Raw genomic sequence first — 16858 nt, forward strand, 5'->3', positions numbered from 1 at the left:
GCGTGCTCGACTGCCGGATTTCACCAGTAGGTCGTTTTGAAAGCGATACACGCATACACGTGCTTGCACGCGTGCATACACACAACATTGAACGGATCATCATGTCAGACGGCGATTGGATTTCGATATCGGAAGCCGCGCAACGGCTGACGGAAATGGGCGATCTTGTCGAACGCTCAACGCTATCCCGCTACATCAAGCAGCATGGCGAAGCGATAGAAATCCGCGAAGAAGGCAAGGCGCGTCTGGTCGAATTCAACACTCTGGTTGCTCACCGGGGAGAGAATATTCGTATTCGCGCGACTCCTCCCACAGCGCGGACGCCCGCGGCGCAGGGCACATTCCGCCCTGCGCCGCGATTTAGCGGAAGCCAGTCAGATGGTGTAGCCAGAAAAGCGCAGGCCGATGCTGAGTTGCGCGAAATGGATCTTGCCGAACGCCGCAAGACGCTGACCAAAGTATCCGAGGTTGACCGGGCCGGTCGGGATGCTGTCGCTCTCATGCAGAGTGCTTTCGAACGTGCACTGGAAACCGAAGCGGCAAATGCGTCGGTAAAATACGGCTTTGATGAACGTTCGGCGCGGATCGTGCTCAAGGCATTCATGCGCAAGGGGCTGGACGTATTCAATCAAAATATCCTCGGAAGGATCGATGCCATGAGTCAGCGCGACGAGGCCGATCTTGCCGATGAACTGAAAGAGGAAACTGAACTGCCATGAACGCCCTTGAGCCACACGCGCAATTTAAAGAATTGCCGCGTGGTGAATTGGTGTTGTTTCGCGGACTGGAAGCTGCAAGCCGCCCGATTGAAAATCTGTCCATCTCGGAACATGCGGATCGCTATCGAAAAGTCTCGCCGGAATCGGGTTCGCCCTGGCCGGGGGACTTTCGCACCGACCGTGTGCCCTATCTCCGAGAGCCACAGGATTGCCTGCATCCCGATCATCCGGCACGCCGTTGCACGGCACGGTGGGCGGCACAGCTTGGAAAATCGACGGCCATTGAAAACTGGTTTTGCTTGATTGTTGACCAGGCGCCAGGCTCCATGATGATCGTGTTGCCAACGCTTGAAGAAGCGACCAAGTTCAATCGCATCAAACTGCATCCGACGATTGAGGCAACGCCGCGCATCAAGCACAAGGTGCTGCCGGTCAACAGCCGGGATGAGCAAGGTTCGACCACGGCTTTCAAGCGCTTCGCCGGTGGGTTTTGTCAGATTGTGAATGCAGGTTCATCCAAAGGCTTGCAGATGGTCTCCATCAAGTATCTCGCCATGGATGAAATCACAGGCTATCTGAGCGATGTTGACGGGCGCGGTAGTCCTCGCGATCAGGCGCGCGCGCGTCAGAAAATGCATGGCGACATGGCGAAGGAGTGGCAGGGGTCGACACCCGGCATTGCCGGGAGTTGTGCCATTTCCGAAGACTTTGATGCGGGTGATCAGCGCTATTATTATCTGCCCTGCCCGCATTGCCGGACCTATCAGGCGCTCGACTTCGACAATATGCTGCCAGCTGACACCGACAACGGACTGCCGGTTCATTTCCGCTGCATATCCTGCAACGAAGTTATCATTGATGGCCATAAGCATGAAATGCTGCCGCAAGGAAAATGGATTGCACGCCGGGTGCGTGAAGGGGAGCCACCGGTACCGCTGGCTATTCCAGAAGAGCAGATTGAAGTCTGGCGCTGCGATCCTTGCGAGGGCCGTTGTCGTGACTGGCAACCGTCCTGGCATCTGTGGGCGGGTTATGCCCCGCGTGAACGTTGGGCTGATATTTGGACACGGTGGGCGGATGCGCAAGGCAACGTCACCAAGATGCGCACCTTCTTTCAGCAGGATTTGGCCTTGCCATATGACCCTGTTGGCATTGCCGTTGAGCATGAGAAAATCGTTGAAGCCGTTCGCAAGGAGTTGCTGCCGTCACGCGTTATCCCGTCATGGGCTGGGCTTGTTGTTTCTGCCGCTGACGTTCAGGGCTATGGCATCAAATGGATGGTTATCGCTCTGGGGCCAAACGGTCAGTATCAAATCATTGACCGCGAAATATTCGAAGGTGCGCCCGATCAGAGTGATGAACCATGGATCGCCCTCGCCAATGCTTTTGAGCGTGAATATCCAACCGCAGGCGGTGGGACAAAAGGCATAGACCTTTCGGGCGTCGACTCTGGCTTTGCGACAGACCGCGTTTATCGTTTCTGCGCACCGCGTCCGAATGTTTATGCACTCGATGGGCGCGCACCGCAGGGCCTGCCTTGGCTTGGCACCCCGGTTAAACGGGACATCAAAGACAAGAACCGGCGCATTATTGCGAAGGTGCTTTTGTATCCGGTGGGCCTTTATGACGTAAAAACCGCTGTCGTCGCATCGCTTGCCAATTTAATCCTTGGAGCGGATGAGCGCGGACAATGGCCGCGTAACACTTTGCACATTGCAAACGATATCTGCGACGAAGACTTCGCTCAGGAATTGACGGCAGAAAGCCTGATCGATCCCGACGAGGAAGCGCTGTCTTCACCCTCACGCGGCAAGAGAAAACTGATCCCGTCAAAGGCGGGACGCATCTGGAAAAAGATCGCGGGGCGCAAAAACGACTGGTTTGACACCACCGTTTACGCCTTCGCACTCGGCTGGCACCTGGAACGCAAACTTCGTCTGACCGCCGAGCGGTGGGCCGACCTGCTGGTCAAGGTTCATGGCGTGCCAGCCGAGGACGATTTGTTCGGCCATGCCGATACAAGCGTTTTCGACAAACCGCAGAAACCCAAAAAACAACGGGACAGAACAGCCCGGCGCGATGAATGGAAAAAACGATGAAACTGGTAGAACGTATCAAGGGGCTGGGTCGTGCCCTGCGCTCTGGCACGGCTCTGTCTGTTTCATCGATGCGTCCGCTTGCTCGTATGTTGCGGGACACAAAGTCCGGTGCACTCGCCTCGCGTCAGGTTTCCATTATCGATAGCCGCGATGAAATCCGCCGCAACTGGTCGCGCGTCGCGGCTTATGCACTGGATTTCATCCAGAATTCCGGCAAGCTCAAAGGTGCTTGTGATCAGGTCATCGCCGATACGGTTGGCGTTGAACTCATTTTACAACCGCAACCGGATCTTGAAGAGTTCGGCTATTCGCGTGAGGAAACTGCCGAACTCGTTGCTCAGATCAAAAAGCGCTGGAAGAAATGGGCGTGGAACCCTGCCGAATGCGATGCACGCGGAAAGTTCACCGTGCCGCAAATGGTGGATATTGGCCTGCGCTGGAATATGGCGTTTGGCGAAATCACCGGGATGATGACCTATATGAGCCGCGCAGAGCGGCGCAAATATGGGATCAAGTCCGGCCTCAAGGTCTGTATGGTCCCGCCAAACAAGCTTGTGCAGGATACCAATGAAACAGAAAACCTGTTTCAGGGTGTTTATCACGACGAGAATGGCCGGCCCGTTGGGTATCTGTTTGAGGAAAAAGAGCGCGGCTTCAGCAAAAAAGTCCGCTACCCGGCGAAAGATGCTGATGGACGCCCGATCGTGTTGCACATCTTTGACCCTGTTGATGCAACAGACGTTCGCGGCATTTCTGTTCTCGCATCTGCGATGCGCAAACATGCACAGAAAGAAACGCTTGATGACGCCACATTGCAGACCGCCATTCTGCAGACGGTGTTTGCTGCTGTTTTAACCAGTGAAGCGCCATCGCGTGAAGCTTTCGAAGCAATTGAGGCGATTGATGACGATGAACTCAAGGAAGATTTGCGCGAGGATTTTGCAGGCTTCTTTCAAGCCAAGATGGATGAGGCGAAAAAGTCTGCCATCAATATAAACGGCACACCAACTGTTTCGCACCTTGGCCCCGACGAAGATTTGCAGTTCCGCACGGCTTCGACGCCGGGCGGCAGCTATCTCCCGTTTGCAGCCAGCCTTGACCGGGAAACGGCGCGCGCGATCGGCGTCACCTATAGCAGCTATGCGATGGACCATTCGAACGCGACATATTCCTCCGTGCGTATGGAAACAGCTACAATCTGGCCGATTGTGCTGCGCAGGCGTGAGCGTCTCGCAGCGCCGCTCAAACAGGCGATTTTTGAAAACTGGCTGGATGAAGAAGTTGGCGAAGGACGCCTCAAGCTTAAGGTCAGCTACGAGGTCTTTGCCGCCAATCGCGACAAGTTCACCTGGGCGCTTTGGTATGGCCCCGCCGCACCAACGGCTGATGATTATAAAAGTGAGCGCGCCGTATCGGAACGCATTTCAAACGGCACGTCCAGCGTTGCCATGGAATGCGGTGTGAAGGGCATTGATCCTGACGAGTTGTTCGAACAGCAGGAACGGGAGCACAAGCGTTATGTTTCAGCCGGAATGCGCTCCCCTTATGAACGCCCCAATCAGCAACCGCTTCCAGATGATGAGCCGGAACCTGAAAAAAGCGGAAAGAAAATTGCATGACCAATGTCAGAATCCGCAAAACAGAAATCGATCTGGATGATCCCTGCACCGCTGCGAAAAAGCTTCGCGGGTTGCGCATTCAGATTGTTGCCGGTGGCCAGACAGAAGTTGTTCGGTTTGGCGATGACGAAGTTCGCTACGGCAAAGCCAACATCGTCGCACTCGACCGGGAAATCGAGCGCCTGACAGCAGAGTGCCAGAGCATCACGGGCGGCATACGCCGCCGATATGCAAAGCGCATACGCTTTTGCTGAGCTAATCGGAGTTTAAATTATGGCTGTTCTTCAGGACGGCGAACTCGTTTTGTACGGGTTCGTCGGTGAAAACTATTGGGGTGAAGGATTCACGGATGTTGAGGTTCTTTCAGCCCTTGCCGAGGTTGGGCGTGATAGCGACATCACCGTGCGCATCAACTCTGCTGGCGGTTATGCCTATCAAGGTATCTCCATCTACAACGCGCTCATGAACCACAAGGGCAACGTCACAGTAATTGTTGATGCTTTTGCGGGTTCTGCCGCCTCTGTCATCGCAATGGCTGGTAAAAGTCGCATCATGCGCGCCGGATCACTGATGATGATCCACGATCCAGCCTCTGTAACACATGGAAATGCATACGATCATGGGGCTGCACAACAGTACCTCGACAAGCTCGGCGATCAGATGGCCGGGATATATGCGGATCGTTCGGGGGGCGATGCATCTGAAATCCGCTCAGATATGCGCAAGGAAATCTGGCTCACGGGTGAGGAAGCTGTAGAGCGGGGCTTCGCTACCGAGACAGATAAAATCAAGGCCGTCGCCTTCTCTGCTTTTGATTACCGAAAATATAGCAATGCGCCAGCCGCCCTCACGGCACTGGCCAAGAAAAATTCATGGTCCCTCGACCATGAAATGCACGCGGCTGCACCCGCCGCCGCGCCAACCAGTCAAAAGGAAGACAATATGACTGACAAGCCGCAGGCGGGCCAGACACCCGCCGATATCGCCACTGCAACCGCCAATGCCGAAAAAGCGACCAAAGAGCGGATCAAGGCGATCATGACCAGCCCGGAAGCCTCCGGGCGCGAAGGTCTGGCCAGCCACTTTGCCTATGACACCACCATGTCGGCAGACGATGCCATCAAGGCTTTGACCGTGGCCCCAAAAGCCGAGGCCAGCAATCAGTCCGAACCGGACCCGGCTCAGGCTTATGAACAGCGCCGCATGCTGGCGTCTGGTCAATCCCAGCCGCAACCGCCGCGCAAGCCCGGCACACCAACCGCAAAAATCAACACTGGCGAGATTTACGCCTCCCGCCGTCAAGCGGCCAAGTAGGAGAAAACACCCATGGAAAACAAGGTTATGGGCCTGCGTCCGCTCGAATTCATCCTGCATGAAGGCGACGGCCATATCTCGCGCGATGTTGCGACAATCCCCGCAGGCACCGGCAAGCTTAAACCCGGCACCGTTCTCGGCGAACTGACAGCCGCCAAGGGCAGCTTCATTCCATCACCTGCTGGCGAAATTGCCGGTCAGGAAGGTGCCGAAACCGCCACAGCCATCCTTTGCTATGCGGCTGATGCCACTGACAACGATGCTGAAGCCGTCATCATCAATGTTCATGCCGAGGTGACAACCTCGCTGCTGGTGTTTGACGCTTCCGTTAACGACGCTGCCAAGCAGGCGGCAAAACTCGAACAATTGCGCGCCGTTCATATCAAGGCGCGCTAAGGAGAAACCCATATGCCAACCCTTGATATTTTTAATGACGATGCATTTTCCGTGCAGTCGCTGACTGCTGCCGTCAACAATCAGCCTTATCGCCCCGGCCAGATCGGCGCTTCAGGCATGTTTGAGGAAGATGGCGTCACGACAACGACGGTCTCCGTCGAAGAACGTGACGGCTCGCTGAGCCTTGTAGAGCCGAGTGAACGTGGTGGACCTGGTGAAACCGCCACAGGCGAAAGCCGTAAACTGATCCCGTTCAATGTCGATCATTACGAGCGAAACGACTCTGTGAAAGCGGACGAAGTTCAAAATATTCGCGCCTTCGGGACAGAAAACGAAGTTGAACAGGTAACGGACCGTGTCATGAGCAAGGTCGACCGTCACTTGCTCGATCTCGACATGACACTTGAACATCAGCGTATCGGGGCGATCAAGGGCATCGTAACCTCGAAATCAGGCCGTGTGCTGCACGATCTCTATAATCGTTTCGGCATCGCCGTTCCCGCGCCTGTTTCGCTTAATCTTGCCAATGACGCTGCGAAAGTCGATGAAATCCTTGAAAAAGACGTTGCCTGGTCAATCGAAGATGACCTCGACGGCTTTTATGATCATTTTCACGTTTGGACCGGGCGCAACCTTCACCTCAAGCTCTGGGGGCACAAGCGCATCCGCGAAACCTTCCTTGCAACCAATGGCGCAGGCCAGTTGCGGGAAGCCATCCCTGACAAATTCACCGTCGGGAAGTTTGTGTTCGAGCGTTACAAAACGGGCTCGCGTGCAACGGCAAGTCTGGGTGCCGCCTATATCGATCATGATGAAGGCCGGGTCACACCAATCGGTGCCCCCGGATTGTTCATCACGCGCTTTGCCCCTGCCGACTACATGGAAACGGTCAATACCAAGGGGCTTCCGCGTTACATGAAGCAGATCCCGATGCGAAACGACAAAGGCGTCGATATCGAAGTTCAATCGAATCCGATTTCGCTCTGCACCAAGCCCGGCGCGCTGCGCAGGATTACCCTCTAACCGACATCATGTTCACCGGCCCGCTTACACTGAGCGGGCCGCAGTGCTCATAAATGAGGAACACCCATGTCGAAGAAATCCACGATCCTTGTCGCGTTTCCTAACGGCGGCATAATCCCTGCAAATGTTCTGGAGATGAAGAACAATGTTAGCGTTCTTCCTCATCAACCAATCGAAGTCCCAAAGGTCTATGGCGACCATTTGATTTCTGACCGTATCGCCTATGATTACGCGGAGGCTGAAAAGCGAAAGAAGGCTATTGCGGCAGCGGCAAAAGATGCTGAAACCACGCATGCAGATGCGGATGACCCGGAAGCCCTCAAAGAAGAAATCACCCGGCTTGAATCGGAACGAGGAAAGCTTGTCGGTGATTTGCAGCGTGCGGACACCAAAATCACCGGGCTGGAAGCCTACAAACTTCGCCTTTCCGGTGAAGTCGGCTCTCTTCAGGCTGACTTGAACGACGCCAACCAGGCACTTGCGGATCAAGCTGACAAGCTTCGCAAGGAACTGGAAGCGGAACGCAAACATGTTGCTGCATTGACCGAACAACTGGCAGAAGCAACCAAGCCGCCTCAGCAACAGCAAGAAGCCCTGAACATTGATAGTGATGGCGGCAAATCAAAATGACCTCTTCGCGTTTCGATGAACACCGCGATGCGCTTTATGAAGAGGTCGACGCCGAGTTTGCAGAACCTCTTCGCGTTTTCCCGCTACGAAACGGCCAGACAATCGCCGATCAGCCGCCTATCGAAATTGAGGCTGTTCTGCGAACGGAAGATCGCACCTCCCTGCAGCCGGATGGTGGCAACAACAGTAATTGGAATATCAAACTTGCCGCTGGCAAGGCAGCAATCGCCATTGACCGCGCGCGATATCCGGCGATTGCGCTGCACAAAGGTTGTCGCGTCTGCGCGCTCGCGCGTCCCGGTCTGCCAATGTTTGAAGTGCAATATGTCGATCTGCGTTCGCACCGCCGTCTTTATGCCACCCTTGGCGAAGTTGCTGCCGGGAAAACAGGGAATGCCTGATTATGAGCCTTGCCCGAATAGCCCTCCGTGCCGCCGCCGTCGAAGCTCTGAAAGGCCGGACGCGTGCGCAGAACAATGTTCTGGATAGTGAAATCGGTATCATTGACAATGATGCTACGGGAAAAATCGAGATCGGATCCGACAGCTATTTCATCGCTGTTTATACCGATGCCGGGAAAGCGCAGGTCGGAGACAACGAACTGCGCGCCTTGCTGTTGAATGGGCGTACAGAAGTTCTGTTTGAAACGGGTGTTACCGCCAAAATGCTGGAAGTCAGCCCGAAAGATGGCACGGCTATGATGCCGGAAATCGGCATTCCCGACACAGACGGAAATTTTGAGTTCACCCTTGATCTCATCTCGCGGGAAATAGCACAGGCCCTCACCGACCCCGATAATGTCTGGAGCCAGATTTTTCTAAGCTTCATCTATAAAACGTCTTCTATCGAACGCGGGCGGGTTGGGAATGTCAGCGAAGGCATTCGCCTCGCCGCGCATCAGACGAAAATAACCGTCAATTTGATTGATGATCCAGAGCCGCAGCGCGCGCTTGATCCTGACGCACCGTTTGCCCGGTTTATCGCTATGGCAAAAGCCAGCGATGACAAAAGCTTGCAGAAAAAAGCAGCCTTCATCGAAGCCAAGATAACAGGCGAACGCGAACCGTGGGAACGACTGCAACAGGATCACGGCATGACGGCACAGGAATTGCTGGCGCTTGGATTGGGGCCATTGCCATCTGATGTCATGCGCGAAACGCCAAGCTGGACCGAAAGCACAATCGACATGGATGGGATTTCGCAAACGCAAAAGGTGCCATGATGCATCGCAATCTTGTTGGCATGAAAATAGACATCGAAATGCTGAAGACGGCTTTCGGAAAGTCTCTCAAAGTCGGACCTGTCGCCGTGATCGATGCAGAAAAAGGCTATCGCATCAAGTTTGGTGAGGACGAAAACGGGCAGCCGTTTCTTTCGCCCTGGTATCCGCATCCTGAATCCGGTGGTGCTTCCAGCACATGGATGCCGCTTTCGCTGGGCCAGATAGTCGGCATGATGAACCCCAATGGCGACCCGCGTCAGGGATTGCTTATCAGGGGCGGTTTTTCGGATGCCAACCAGCCGCCAAGCAATGACCTTCTGGCCAGTGTGTTCCGGGCCTTTGGTGTCAACGCCACCGTTAAAGACGGAAAAATAACAATCCAGGGGGATTTCGTCGTTGAAGGCAACGTCGATTTCAAGGGCGGACACGTCAAGCATAATGGTGCCGACATAGGCGACACGCACATCCATAGCGGCGTTGAACGCGGTCGCGACAACACCGATCCTCCCGCAAATTAAAGGGCTGAGAAATGACCGTAAAAACCTATCGCGTCCGTCCGGGCGTTGAATGGGTCAATGGCGCACGCGTGCCTGCGACCCGCAAAGTGAGCCTGAGCGACACTGAGGCCCGTTTCGACCTCGACCACGGACGCCTTGAACGGCCTGAACCCAAACCACGCACGAAAGAAACTGAAGGCAATCAAGATGGTGGGGATTAGCCGTCATACGGGATTGCCGATCTCCAATCTGGAATCCGCCTATCAGGGTGTGGAAGTCATCCTTATGCGCCGCATTGGTTCGCTCATCCTGCGCCGCGAATTTGGTGCCGGTATTGTCGAGCTTCTGGGGCGCAAGATGACACCCAATCTGTTTGCCGCTTTCCAGTCTTTGATTGCAACCGCAATCGACCTCTGGGAGCCAAGGTTTCAGGTGCGGCGCGTGAGCGTTACCGGCAGCACCGATGAAATCAGGCTGGGCCGGGCCGGTTTTGTGATCCTCGCAGATTTTCGTCCGCGTGGTCATCTTGGAGACCAGACTGTCGAACGCGCCATTTCATTTAGTCTTTCAGTGTCGTCGGGGAAAGTGTTGGTGAAGTCGCTATGAGCACAGTTGCATTTGATTTTTCCAGCCTGCCACCGCCCGAAGTCATCAAGACATTCTATGTTGAGACGATCCTTGCAGACCGCATGGAGGATCTGCGCCAGCGTCTTGTAGCGGCTGGAATCGACTATGACGTCGGCCATCTGGAAACGGATTTATTCAAAACGGTTCATCTTGCAGATGCCTATCGTGAAACCGATTTGCGCGCTGCCATTAATGATGCGGTTAAAGCCAATTTGCTGGCTTTTGCCCTTCGCAGCGATCTCGACCATCTTGGCGCATTTTATGATGTTTACAGACTTGTCGGGGAAAAAGACGAGGCTTTCCGGTCTCGTCTTGTCATTGAGATTAAGGGGCGCTCCCCCGGTGGTAGTTCGTTTTGGTATGAAGCCGCTGCCCGGCGTGCTGATGTCAGAATCCGCAGCGTAAAAGTCTATCGCGAAGAATTCTGGCCAATCATCCATATTGCTGTTCTGTCGCAGGAGAATGGCGGCATACCCGATCAGGCAATGCTTGATGCCGTTGAGGCAGAGGTCATGAGCGAAAGGGTGCGCTTGCTCAATGACACATTGATCATAGAGCCAGCTGTTGCGACTGGCACAGATATTGAAGCGGACATCTGGCTGCTGCCTGATGCAGCATTTGGCATTCTCGACGCCTTGCCAGAGCTTCTGCGTCAGGCATGGCTCAATGAATCTGAAATCGGCTTTGATCTTGAACCTTCATGGATAGAGGCTCGCCTTCACGTGTCGGGCGTGAAGCGTGTCGACATTCTCTCACCAACAATTTCGGAAATTGCGCCACCAAGCGTGGCAATTTCGCTCGGCAATATAAAACTCAATTATAGAGGACGGGATTATTGATGGATCGGCAGCATCTCCTCGGCGACGATGCTGCGCCGACCACTCTGGAAAGAGTGCTCTCTGAATCTTTGGACAATCTGCCCGTACTGATGCCCGGCGTTCAGGCACTGCGCGGCTTTAAGTTCAATCCACCGGATTCAGTCGTTCCCTATCTCATTGCAGAATACGGGCTGAATGAAATTGCCGATTTTTTGCCCGACCTTCGAACAGCACTTCAGGAAGGCATTCTCTGGCAACGGCTGATCGGCACACCGGCAGCCCTTCATCGCGCGCTGCGCTGGATCAATCACGATGGTGACATTGAGGAATTTCAAGCCACCAAGCGCAAATGGTGGTGGTTTCAGGTGCATCTGCCTTTTGAAGTCAGGAATACTGATTTCGTCAGGCCGATGACGCAGCTGATCAAGGCATCCAAGCCTCTGCGATCAGAGTTTGCGCGCGTCACAAGCGGATGGGATGTCCGGGCCTTTCAGTTGAACAAGCATCGGCTCAATGGGGATGCTTTTCTCAATGACTGGTCAGGCATTCGCCGCTCCCCACATGAGCCGGTTCTTTCGCTGCGCGTCAATCGCAGGCAACGGGTCATTGTGCCGACAGGTGGTCGCGTTGTTGTCCATCATACGCAGCACCTTCTTATGGTGCGAAGCGTTGCCCTCAACATACCGCGCAATCAGCCTGCCACGCGCTTTGCTGCAACCGCAGCCGTGCGGGTTGATTATCGCAACCGCGCAACCGTGCCTTTCCAAAATGCGCCCTTCGTCAATCAACCGTTTGGCGCTCCGGTGCCACGTATTCAAACAGGATCAGAATAATGGCTGTGTTCACACAGGACGGTCGCACTGTCCTCACGCAAGCGCTTCTCAATATGACTTTATTTCTCGCTGTGGGCGAAGGAGATCCGGCATGGGACAGCGAACCATTGCCAACCACGCCGGAAGAACAGGAAAGCCGGGACGCAGCCCTTTCGGGTCTTTCTGACCTTGTCAGCAAGGTCGGCATCACCCGCACCCGTGAGAAATTCTTTGTCACGCCGGACAATGCAGGCAGCATCTTAATGAGTGACGGCGCTGCTTATTCGCAGAGCGAGACGCCAACACCTTATGTGGTTGTGCGCTTCCAGCTTGATCTGCCCGATGCAGCCGACAGCACATTGCGCGAAACGGGCATCTTTGTGGGAACGCAGTTGGCAGAAAGCGTGCCAGCCGGTCAGCAATATATCGCAGCCGCCAATGTGGTGAGTTTCGGCAAATTGATTGAGGTGGATCGCTTCGCCCCCATCGTTCGTGACGGCTCTATCGGCCAGACCTTCAGCTTTATTTTGACCCTGTGAGGCGCAATGAACAGCATCATCAAACGCGAAGGCTATGGAAGCCGCTTTGATCGCTCCCAGAAGCGCCATGCCGTGGCCTTTCCCGACAGTCCAATCTATCTGCAATCCAAGGATTTGAACGAAGCGCAGGATATTGCGCTCGATCACACCCGCCGTGTGGCCGACTATATCCTTCAGGATGGTCGCATTGTGGATGGCAGCGACCCGGTTGTGACCGCTCCCGATGAGCATCATATCCGCGTGCAAATTCCAGCCTGCGCCATTTACTTTGGCGGCATCGTCCATGATGTGGCAGCGGCTGATTTCACATTACCGAACAAAGGCGAGATCGTGATTGGCGTTCGCCATTCCGATCGGCTTGTCACCGATGTTGAAGATGCGACACTGAAAGGCGATATTGAAGGCACGGAAGCCTTTGCCGAAGACGGCCCGGCCCGTGTTGAAATCACGCTCACATGGGGCCATTCGCTCGACGGCCATGCGCAAGATGTGCTTTCGGTGTTTCAGGTGCGCGATGGTGTTATCCTCACCACGTCAACCAACACCGACTTTTCCGAGATCTACAAGGCGATGGAAACCGTTACGCGCGAAAGCAACGGCTCATTCGTCAATAGCGGCTTTCTGGTCACAGCCCTTGGCCCGAACGCCGAAGGCAAACAGGTGTTTTCGGTATCGGAAGGCACGGCCTATGTGAATGGTCGCCGCGTCATTCGTCGCCAGTCGTTTCGCTTTGCGTATGAGGAAAATCCCGATCTGCGTATGATCGATGCGGAACCGCATCCGTTCACCGCAGCCACAGACGGCACACAGGTCTTTACCGTTTCAAAGACTCCGATTGCCGAGGTGCGCCGCATCACCGTCGAAAAGGAAACCACTGACACAATCGTCCACGGTCCTTATGCCGGTGTGACCGATCCGCTGCCGCATTCCTCTGTTACCGCGATCCTCGAAATCAAATCGGGCACCACGGTTTACACCACGCCTGCCGACTGGCTGCTTTCGCAAGGGCAGATTGACTGGTCGCCATTGGGCAAGGAACCGCCGCCCGGTGCGTCTTATACGGTCAAGTATCGCTATAATGAGAATATCCAGCCCGATGCCGTGGACCGCGAGACGATCACGGTGACGGGTGCTGCCAATGGCACCAATGTGCTGTTTGACTATCGCTACAAGCTGCCGCGCATCGATGTGATTGCGGTCGAGCCATCGGGCGGCATGGTCTATCTGACGGGCGTCTCGGCGGTTTCGCGTCCGCGTCCGCCAGAAGTGCCCGCTGATCGGCTGGAGCTTGCCCGCGTCTATAATGATTGGGGCCGTCCGCCGCGCATTGAGATCACACAGGTGCGTAATTTCGCCTATGACCGCCTCACGCGCATGGAGCAGATGCTGATCAATGTTTATGATCTGGTGGCGCAAGAGCGATTGAAGAATGATATTTCCTCGCGGGAAGTCGCAGCCAAGCGCGGTCTGTTTGTCGATCCATTCATTGATGACGATCTGCGCGATCAGGGTATTGCGCAGAGCGCCGCAATCGTCGGCGGCAAGCTTCGCCTGCCAATCAAGCCAACGCTGCATGAGTTTCCGGCATTCATGGAGATTCAGCATCTTGATTACAGCGAAGTGATTGTCATTCGTCAGAACCGCCGCAGTGGTTCGATGAAGATCAACCCGTATCAGACTTTCACGCCGATGCCGGGCCGCGCCAGTGTGGAGCCGTCAACCGACTTCTGGACGGAAAAGCGCACAAGCTGGACGTCACCGGAAACGCAGGCCTTTGAAGCATCTGAAGGGGAATATATCAGCGGCATTTCGCTCGAACAGCAGGTCGAGAAGGTCCGTGAAACGATCATCTCGGCGGAATTCATTCGCACGCGTGATGTGAATTTCCGGCTGGAAGGCTTCATCGAAAATGAAGTGCTTTCAAAAGTCTGGTTTGATGACATTGAGGTCGCCTTCACCGTTTCGGGTCCGGCAGACAGCGATGGGGTGATGACAGGTGAATTCACCATTCCCGCCAATGTGCCAGCCGGTTCGAAATCTGTCTTCTTTGAAGGCAGCGCCGGAACCGATGCAGGCTGCACCTATGTCGGGCGGGGCGAGATCACGGTTGAGGAATACCGGCTGACCAGTTCGCTCGAAACCTCGACCGAAAGCATGCCGCAGCCGGTTATCAACAATACCGTCGTCAACAACGTGACGAACGTCACCAACGTAACGAATATTGCAGCGAATAACGCCAGTTCTATTTCCAGCAGAGAGCCAAGCGGTGGCAGTCATGACCCGCTGGCTCAGACATTCACGCTTGACCAGTCGTGGTGTCTGGCTGGCATTCGTCTGATGTGCGCGAAAATTGGCTCACCCTCCAATTCCATTCTGGTGCAGATCAGAACGGTTGAAGTGGGACTGCCGACGTCGCAGGTGATTGCGGAAGCTTTTGTGCCAGGCACAGCGCTCAGGCAAGGTGAGATATTCACCGCCATGTTCAAATATCCGGTCTTTATCCCCAGAGGCCGTGAACATTGCTTTGTGGTTCTCACCGACGATGGTGAACATGAATTGTTTGTCGCGTCCATCGGCAAGATCGACCTCGACACCAATTCGATCATCACCGGCCAGCCGTTTACGGTTGGCGTGCTGCTGTCGTCATCGAATGCTTCGACATGGACCGTTCATAATGAATCGGACCTGTGGTTTGAAATGATTGGTTGTACGTTTGAGCCGATTGAAAAGATCGTGCCGATCGGTTCATTCACGCCGCTCAAAATGTCGGATGTGATCATCCGCGCCGGTGTTGAATATCCTGATGCATCGGTTGATGTCACCATAAGACTGACCCGACCGAATGGCGAAGTGATCACGTCAGCGCCGCGCCAGATCATCAGCTTTGATCATTACATTCAGAACGAGACCATTCAGGTGTCGGCGGTTCTGCGCGGCACGGAACGGGTGACGCCGTTTCTGTTTCCGAATGTGCAGATCATTGATGGCGAGTTGCAGACCACAGCCGATTACGTCACGCGCGCGGTGGATGCGACCGATGCAAACCGGGTGCTTGTGACATTTGACGCGAAGCTTCCGGCCAATTCATCGGCACAGGTGCAGATTGGCATTCCCGGCAATTACGAGACGGTCAGCGTGTCAGACGCCACTCCGCTGGGTGACGGTCTGGTTGAGCAATCATTCACGCGCGCAAACTATCCAGCGGCCAATCTGGATGCACGCACGCGTCTTGTTTTGACAGGAACCCCAGCCGCGCGCCCGGAAATCTCCGGCCTGCGCATGTTGCTTTCAAAGGTGTAATAGATGGCAAAGACAACAAACTATGAGTGGGATTTGCCCTCGCCAAAAGGCCTCCAGCTTGGCGAGATTGCCAAGATTGCCACCACGTTTACCGCAATTGATGTGAAGATAAAGTCGTTCGAAACGGCTTTATCGACTCACAAACATTCCTTTGCTGATCTCACCCACAAGCCGACGACGCTGGGCGGTTTCGGAATAACTGACGGCATGACAGCCGATGAGGTGGCGGATACGATCAGGGAGGCCGTTGACGATGTGATCGATGGAGCCGGTGAAGGCCTAAATACGTTAATGAAGATAGCCAATGCTGTGGGAAATGATCCCAACTTTGCTGCTTTAGTCGGCGCCGCTTTGGGGGTTCGCGTTCGTGTCGATGCAGCAACAAACTTCAGCCTTGCACAGCGGGCGCAGGGCCGAGCCAATATCGACGCGCTTGGAACAGTGGACAAAGGCGCAGCGGGTGGCGTGGCATCACTGGACGCTAGCGGGAAAGTTCCGTCTGCACAATTGCCTGCACTCACGACAACTGCAACCGTTGGTGCGGCTGTAGCCGGGGCAAACGGCAAGACTACACCCGCTGATGGTGATTTTTTCACTGGTGTCGAAGCTGGCGGCTCGACCATGTTCAAAACGACATGGGCGAACATCAGAGCTACGCTGAAAGCATACTTTGATACCATTTATCAAAAGGCGCTGGGCTTCACACCCGTAAGGCAATTCAACAGCGGAGTAGTAAGCGTCGGATGGGGCAGTAGTGGTCTGGAACTAAACGTTGATGCAACGTGGTTTGGTAATAATTGGCCGATCAGTATCAGCGGCCGAGCAAACGGCGGCGCAAATTGGGCCGATGGCGCTGCATATGCTAACACGCTGGGTAATGGCGGGTGGTCGCTTGACACAATTAAGGATCAGCTCAATTGGCGCCTAGCTGACGCTCGTTCGGCGGGATGGGTTGAATGGGACCTAAACAACAATACCGTCTCAAATGGCGTTTGGCTTGACTCAAACGGGTATTATTTAACGTCTTTTGTGAAGCAAAAAATCACGACTGGTGGGTATACATTTCCCGTTGTGTCCCGCTTTGCCGCACGCCAACCGCAAATTTATATCCCAAATGTTGGATGGAGAGCTTTAGGTCGTGCACTCATAAATAGTCTAGCTATTTGAATGGATTAGTGATTCAAAGGTTTCGGATTTGGAGGTCTTTGATGTCACGTCGCCGCTATGAACTTACAGAACGCGA

The 16858-nt window shown here is 54.7% G+C and carries 18 protein-coding genes; all 18 read left to right on the forward strand.

Features of this window, described 5'->3' with window-relative positions:
• The first annotated feature begins 101 nt into the window (after positions 1-101).
• The gene (locus tag ABE530_RS17850; RefSeq protein WP_499695444.1) at positions 102-719 is read left to right on the forward strand and encodes a hypothetical protein; all 618 of its coding nucleotides are present in this window, start codon (positions 102-104) and stop codon (positions 717-719) included.
• Positions 716-2818 carry a terminase gpA endonuclease subunit gene (locus tag ABE530_RS17855; protein ID WP_499695445.1) on the forward strand — a complete coding sequence of 701 codons (2103 nt, stop codon included), beginning with the start codon at positions 716-718 and terminating at the stop codon, positions 2816-2818. The genes ABE530_RS17850 and ABE530_RS17855 overlap by 4 nt, the downstream gene beginning before the upstream one ends.
• Positions 2815-4437 (forward strand): phage portal protein, encoded by a 1623-nt coding sequence (locus ABE530_RS17860; RefSeq protein ID WP_499695446.1) that lies wholly within the window; start codon positions 2815-2817, stop codon positions 4435-4437. The genes ABE530_RS17855 and ABE530_RS17860 overlap by 4 nt, the downstream gene beginning before the upstream one ends.
• Positions 4434-4691, forward strand: coding sequence for a hypothetical protein (locus ABE530_RS17865; RefSeq protein WP_499695447.1), 258 nt, complete (start codon positions 4434-4436; stop codon positions 4689-4691). Before ABE530_RS17860 ends, ABE530_RS17865 begins: the two co-directional genes overlap by 4 nt.
• A 19-nt stretch (positions 4692-4710) precedes the next feature.
• Positions 4711-5751 carry a head maturation protease, ClpP-related gene (locus ABE530_RS17870; RefSeq protein WP_499695448.1) on the forward strand — a complete coding sequence of 347 codons (1041 nt, stop codon included), beginning with the start codon at positions 4711-4713 and terminating at the stop codon, positions 5749-5751.
• A gap of 12 nt (positions 5752-5763) precedes the next feature.
• Positions 5764-6147, forward strand: coding sequence for a head decoration protein (locus ABE530_RS17875; protein WP_499695449.1), 384 nt, complete (start codon positions 5764-5766; stop codon positions 6145-6147).
• A 12-nt stretch (positions 6148-6159) separates the two neighbouring features.
• A complete protein-coding gene (locus ABE530_RS17880; protein ID WP_499695450.1) occupies positions 6160-7170 on the forward strand; it encodes a major capsid protein in 1011 nt (336 codons plus the stop codon).
• 66 nt (positions 7171-7236) lie between these two features.
• The gene (locus ABE530_RS17885) at positions 7237-7800 is read left to right on the forward strand and encodes a hypothetical protein (protein ID WP_499695451.1); all 564 of its coding nucleotides are present in this window, start codon (positions 7237-7239) and stop codon (positions 7798-7800) included.
• Positions 7797-8201, forward strand: coding sequence for a hypothetical protein (locus ABE530_RS17890; protein WP_499695452.1), 405 nt, complete (start codon positions 7797-7799; stop codon positions 8199-8201). The genes ABE530_RS17885 and ABE530_RS17890 overlap by 4 nt, the downstream gene beginning before the upstream one ends.
• 2 nt (positions 8202-8203) lie before the next feature.
• Positions 8204-9022: a hypothetical protein gene (locus ABE530_RS17895; protein ID WP_499695453.1), complete on the forward strand. Its 819-nt coding sequence runs from the start codon at positions 8204-8206 to the stop codon at positions 9020-9022.
• Positions 9019-9540: a baseplate assembly protein gene (locus tag ABE530_RS17900; protein ID WP_499695454.1), complete on the forward strand. Its 522-nt coding sequence runs from the start codon at positions 9019-9021 to the stop codon at positions 9538-9540. Before ABE530_RS17895 ends, ABE530_RS17900 begins: the two co-directional genes overlap by 4 nt.
• Before the next feature lie 11 nt (positions 9541-9551).
• Positions 9552-9740: a hypothetical protein gene (locus tag ABE530_RS17905; protein WP_396997275.1), complete on the forward strand. Its 189-nt coding sequence runs from the start codon at positions 9552-9554 to the stop codon at positions 9738-9740.
• Complete coding sequence (locus ABE530_RS17910; RefSeq protein ID WP_499695455.1) at positions 9727-10125, forward strand: GPW/gp25 family protein; 399 nt, start codon at positions 9727-9729, stop codon at positions 10123-10125. Before ABE530_RS17905 ends, ABE530_RS17910 begins: the two co-directional genes overlap by 14 nt.
• Positions 10122-10985: a baseplate J protein gene (locus tag ABE530_RS17915; protein WP_499695456.1), complete on the forward strand. Its 864-nt coding sequence runs from the start codon at positions 10122-10124 to the stop codon at positions 10983-10985. The genes ABE530_RS17910 and ABE530_RS17915 overlap by 4 nt, the downstream gene beginning before the upstream one ends.
• Positions 10985-11797 (forward strand): phage tail protein, encoded by an 813-nt coding sequence (locus ABE530_RS17920; protein WP_499695457.1) that lies wholly within the window; start codon positions 10985-10987, stop codon positions 11795-11797. The genes ABE530_RS17915 and ABE530_RS17920 overlap by 1 nt, the downstream gene beginning before the upstream one ends.
• The gene (locus ABE530_RS17925; protein WP_499695458.1) at positions 11797-12315 is read left to right on the forward strand and encodes a BW3TFN family phage tail fiber component; all 519 of its coding nucleotides are present in this window, start codon (positions 11797-11799) and stop codon (positions 12313-12315) included. Before ABE530_RS17920 ends, ABE530_RS17925 begins: the two co-directional genes overlap by 1 nt.
• A gap of 6 nt (positions 12316-12321) precedes the next feature.
• Positions 12322-15615 carry a DUF4815 domain-containing protein gene (locus ABE530_RS17930; RefSeq protein ID WP_499695459.1) on the forward strand — a complete coding sequence of 1098 codons (3294 nt, stop codon included), beginning with the start codon at positions 12322-12324 and terminating at the stop codon, positions 15613-15615.
• A gap of 3 nt (positions 15616-15618) precedes the next feature.
• The gene (locus ABE530_RS17935) at positions 15619-16782 is read left to right on the forward strand and encodes a hypothetical protein (RefSeq protein ID WP_499695460.1); all 1164 of its coding nucleotides are present in this window, start codon (positions 15619-15621) and stop codon (positions 16780-16782) included.
• Positions 16783-16858 lie beyond the last annotated feature (76 nt).

The organism is Brucella sp. TWI559 (genome assembly GCF_039674265.1).
Lineage (GTDB): Bacteria > Pseudomonadota > Alphaproteobacteria > Rhizobiales > Rhizobiaceae > Brucella > Brucella chromiisoli.

What these genes read in the sequence shown, in the direction of transcription:
- ABE530_RS17880 (WP_499695450.1), top strand. Translation starts at nt 6,160, where the DNA reads ATGCCAACCCTTGATATTTTTAATGACGATGCATTTTCCGTGCAGTCG.
- ABE530_RS17935 (WP_499695460.1), top strand. Translation starts at nt 15,619, where the DNA reads ATGGCAAAGACAACAAACTATGAGTGGGATTTGCCCTCGCCAAAAGGC.
- ABE530_RS17895 (WP_499695453.1), top strand. Translation starts at nt 8,204, where the DNA reads ATGAGCCTTGCCCGAATAGCCCTCCGTGCCGCCGCCGTCGAAGCTCTG.
- ABE530_RS17860 (WP_499695446.1), top strand. Translation starts at nt 2,815, where the DNA reads ATGAAACTGGTAGAACGTATCAAGGGGCTGGGTCGTGCCCTGCGCTCT.
- ABE530_RS17890 (WP_499695452.1), top strand. Translation starts at nt 7,797, where the DNA reads ATGACCTCTTCGCGTTTCGATGAACACCGCGATGCGCTTTATGAAGAG.
- ABE530_RS17875 (WP_499695449.1), top strand. Translation starts at nt 5,764, where the DNA reads ATGGAAAACAAGGTTATGGGCCTGCGTCCGCTCGAATTCATCCTGCAT.
- ABE530_RS17855 (WP_499695445.1), top strand. Translation starts at nt 716, where the DNA reads ATGAACGCCCTTGAGCCACACGCGCAATTTAAAGAATTGCCGCGTGGT.
- ABE530_RS17850 (WP_499695444.1), top strand. Translation starts at nt 102, where the DNA reads ATGTCAGACGGCGATTGGATTTCGATATCGGAAGCCGCGCAACGGCTG.
- ABE530_RS17920 (WP_499695457.1), top strand. Translation starts at nt 10,985, where the DNA reads ATGGATCGGCAGCATCTCCTCGGCGACGATGCTGCGCCGACCACTCTG.
- ABE530_RS17900 (WP_499695454.1), top strand. Translation starts at nt 9,019, where the DNA reads ATGATGCATCGCAATCTTGTTGGCATGAAAATAGACATCGAAATGCTG.
- ABE530_RS17885 (WP_499695451.1), top strand. Translation starts at nt 7,237, where the DNA reads ATGTCGAAGAAATCCACGATCCTTGTCGCGTTTCCTAACGGCGGCATA.
- ABE530_RS17910 (WP_499695455.1), top strand. Translation starts at nt 9,727, where the DNA reads ATGGTGGGGATTAGCCGTCATACGGGATTGCCGATCTCCAATCTGGAA.
- ABE530_RS17870 (WP_499695448.1), top strand. Translation starts at nt 4,711, where the DNA reads ATGGCTGTTCTTCAGGACGGCGAACTCGTTTTGTACGGGTTCGTCGGT.
- ABE530_RS17930 (WP_499695459.1), top strand. Translation starts at nt 12,322, where the DNA reads ATGAACAGCATCATCAAACGCGAAGGCTATGGAAGCCGCTTTGATCGC.
- ABE530_RS17865 (WP_499695447.1), top strand. Translation starts at nt 4,434, where the DNA reads ATGACCAATGTCAGAATCCGCAAAACAGAAATCGATCTGGATGATCCC.
- ABE530_RS17925 (WP_499695458.1), top strand. Translation starts at nt 11,797, where the DNA reads ATGGCTGTGTTCACACAGGACGGTCGCACTGTCCTCACGCAAGCGCTT.
- ABE530_RS17915 (WP_499695456.1), top strand. Translation starts at nt 10,122, where the DNA reads ATGAGCACAGTTGCATTTGATTTTTCCAGCCTGCCACCGCCCGAAGTC.
- ABE530_RS17905 (WP_396997275.1), top strand. Translation starts at nt 9,552, where the DNA reads ATGACCGTAAAAACCTATCGCGTCCGTCCGGGCGTTGAATGGGTCAAT.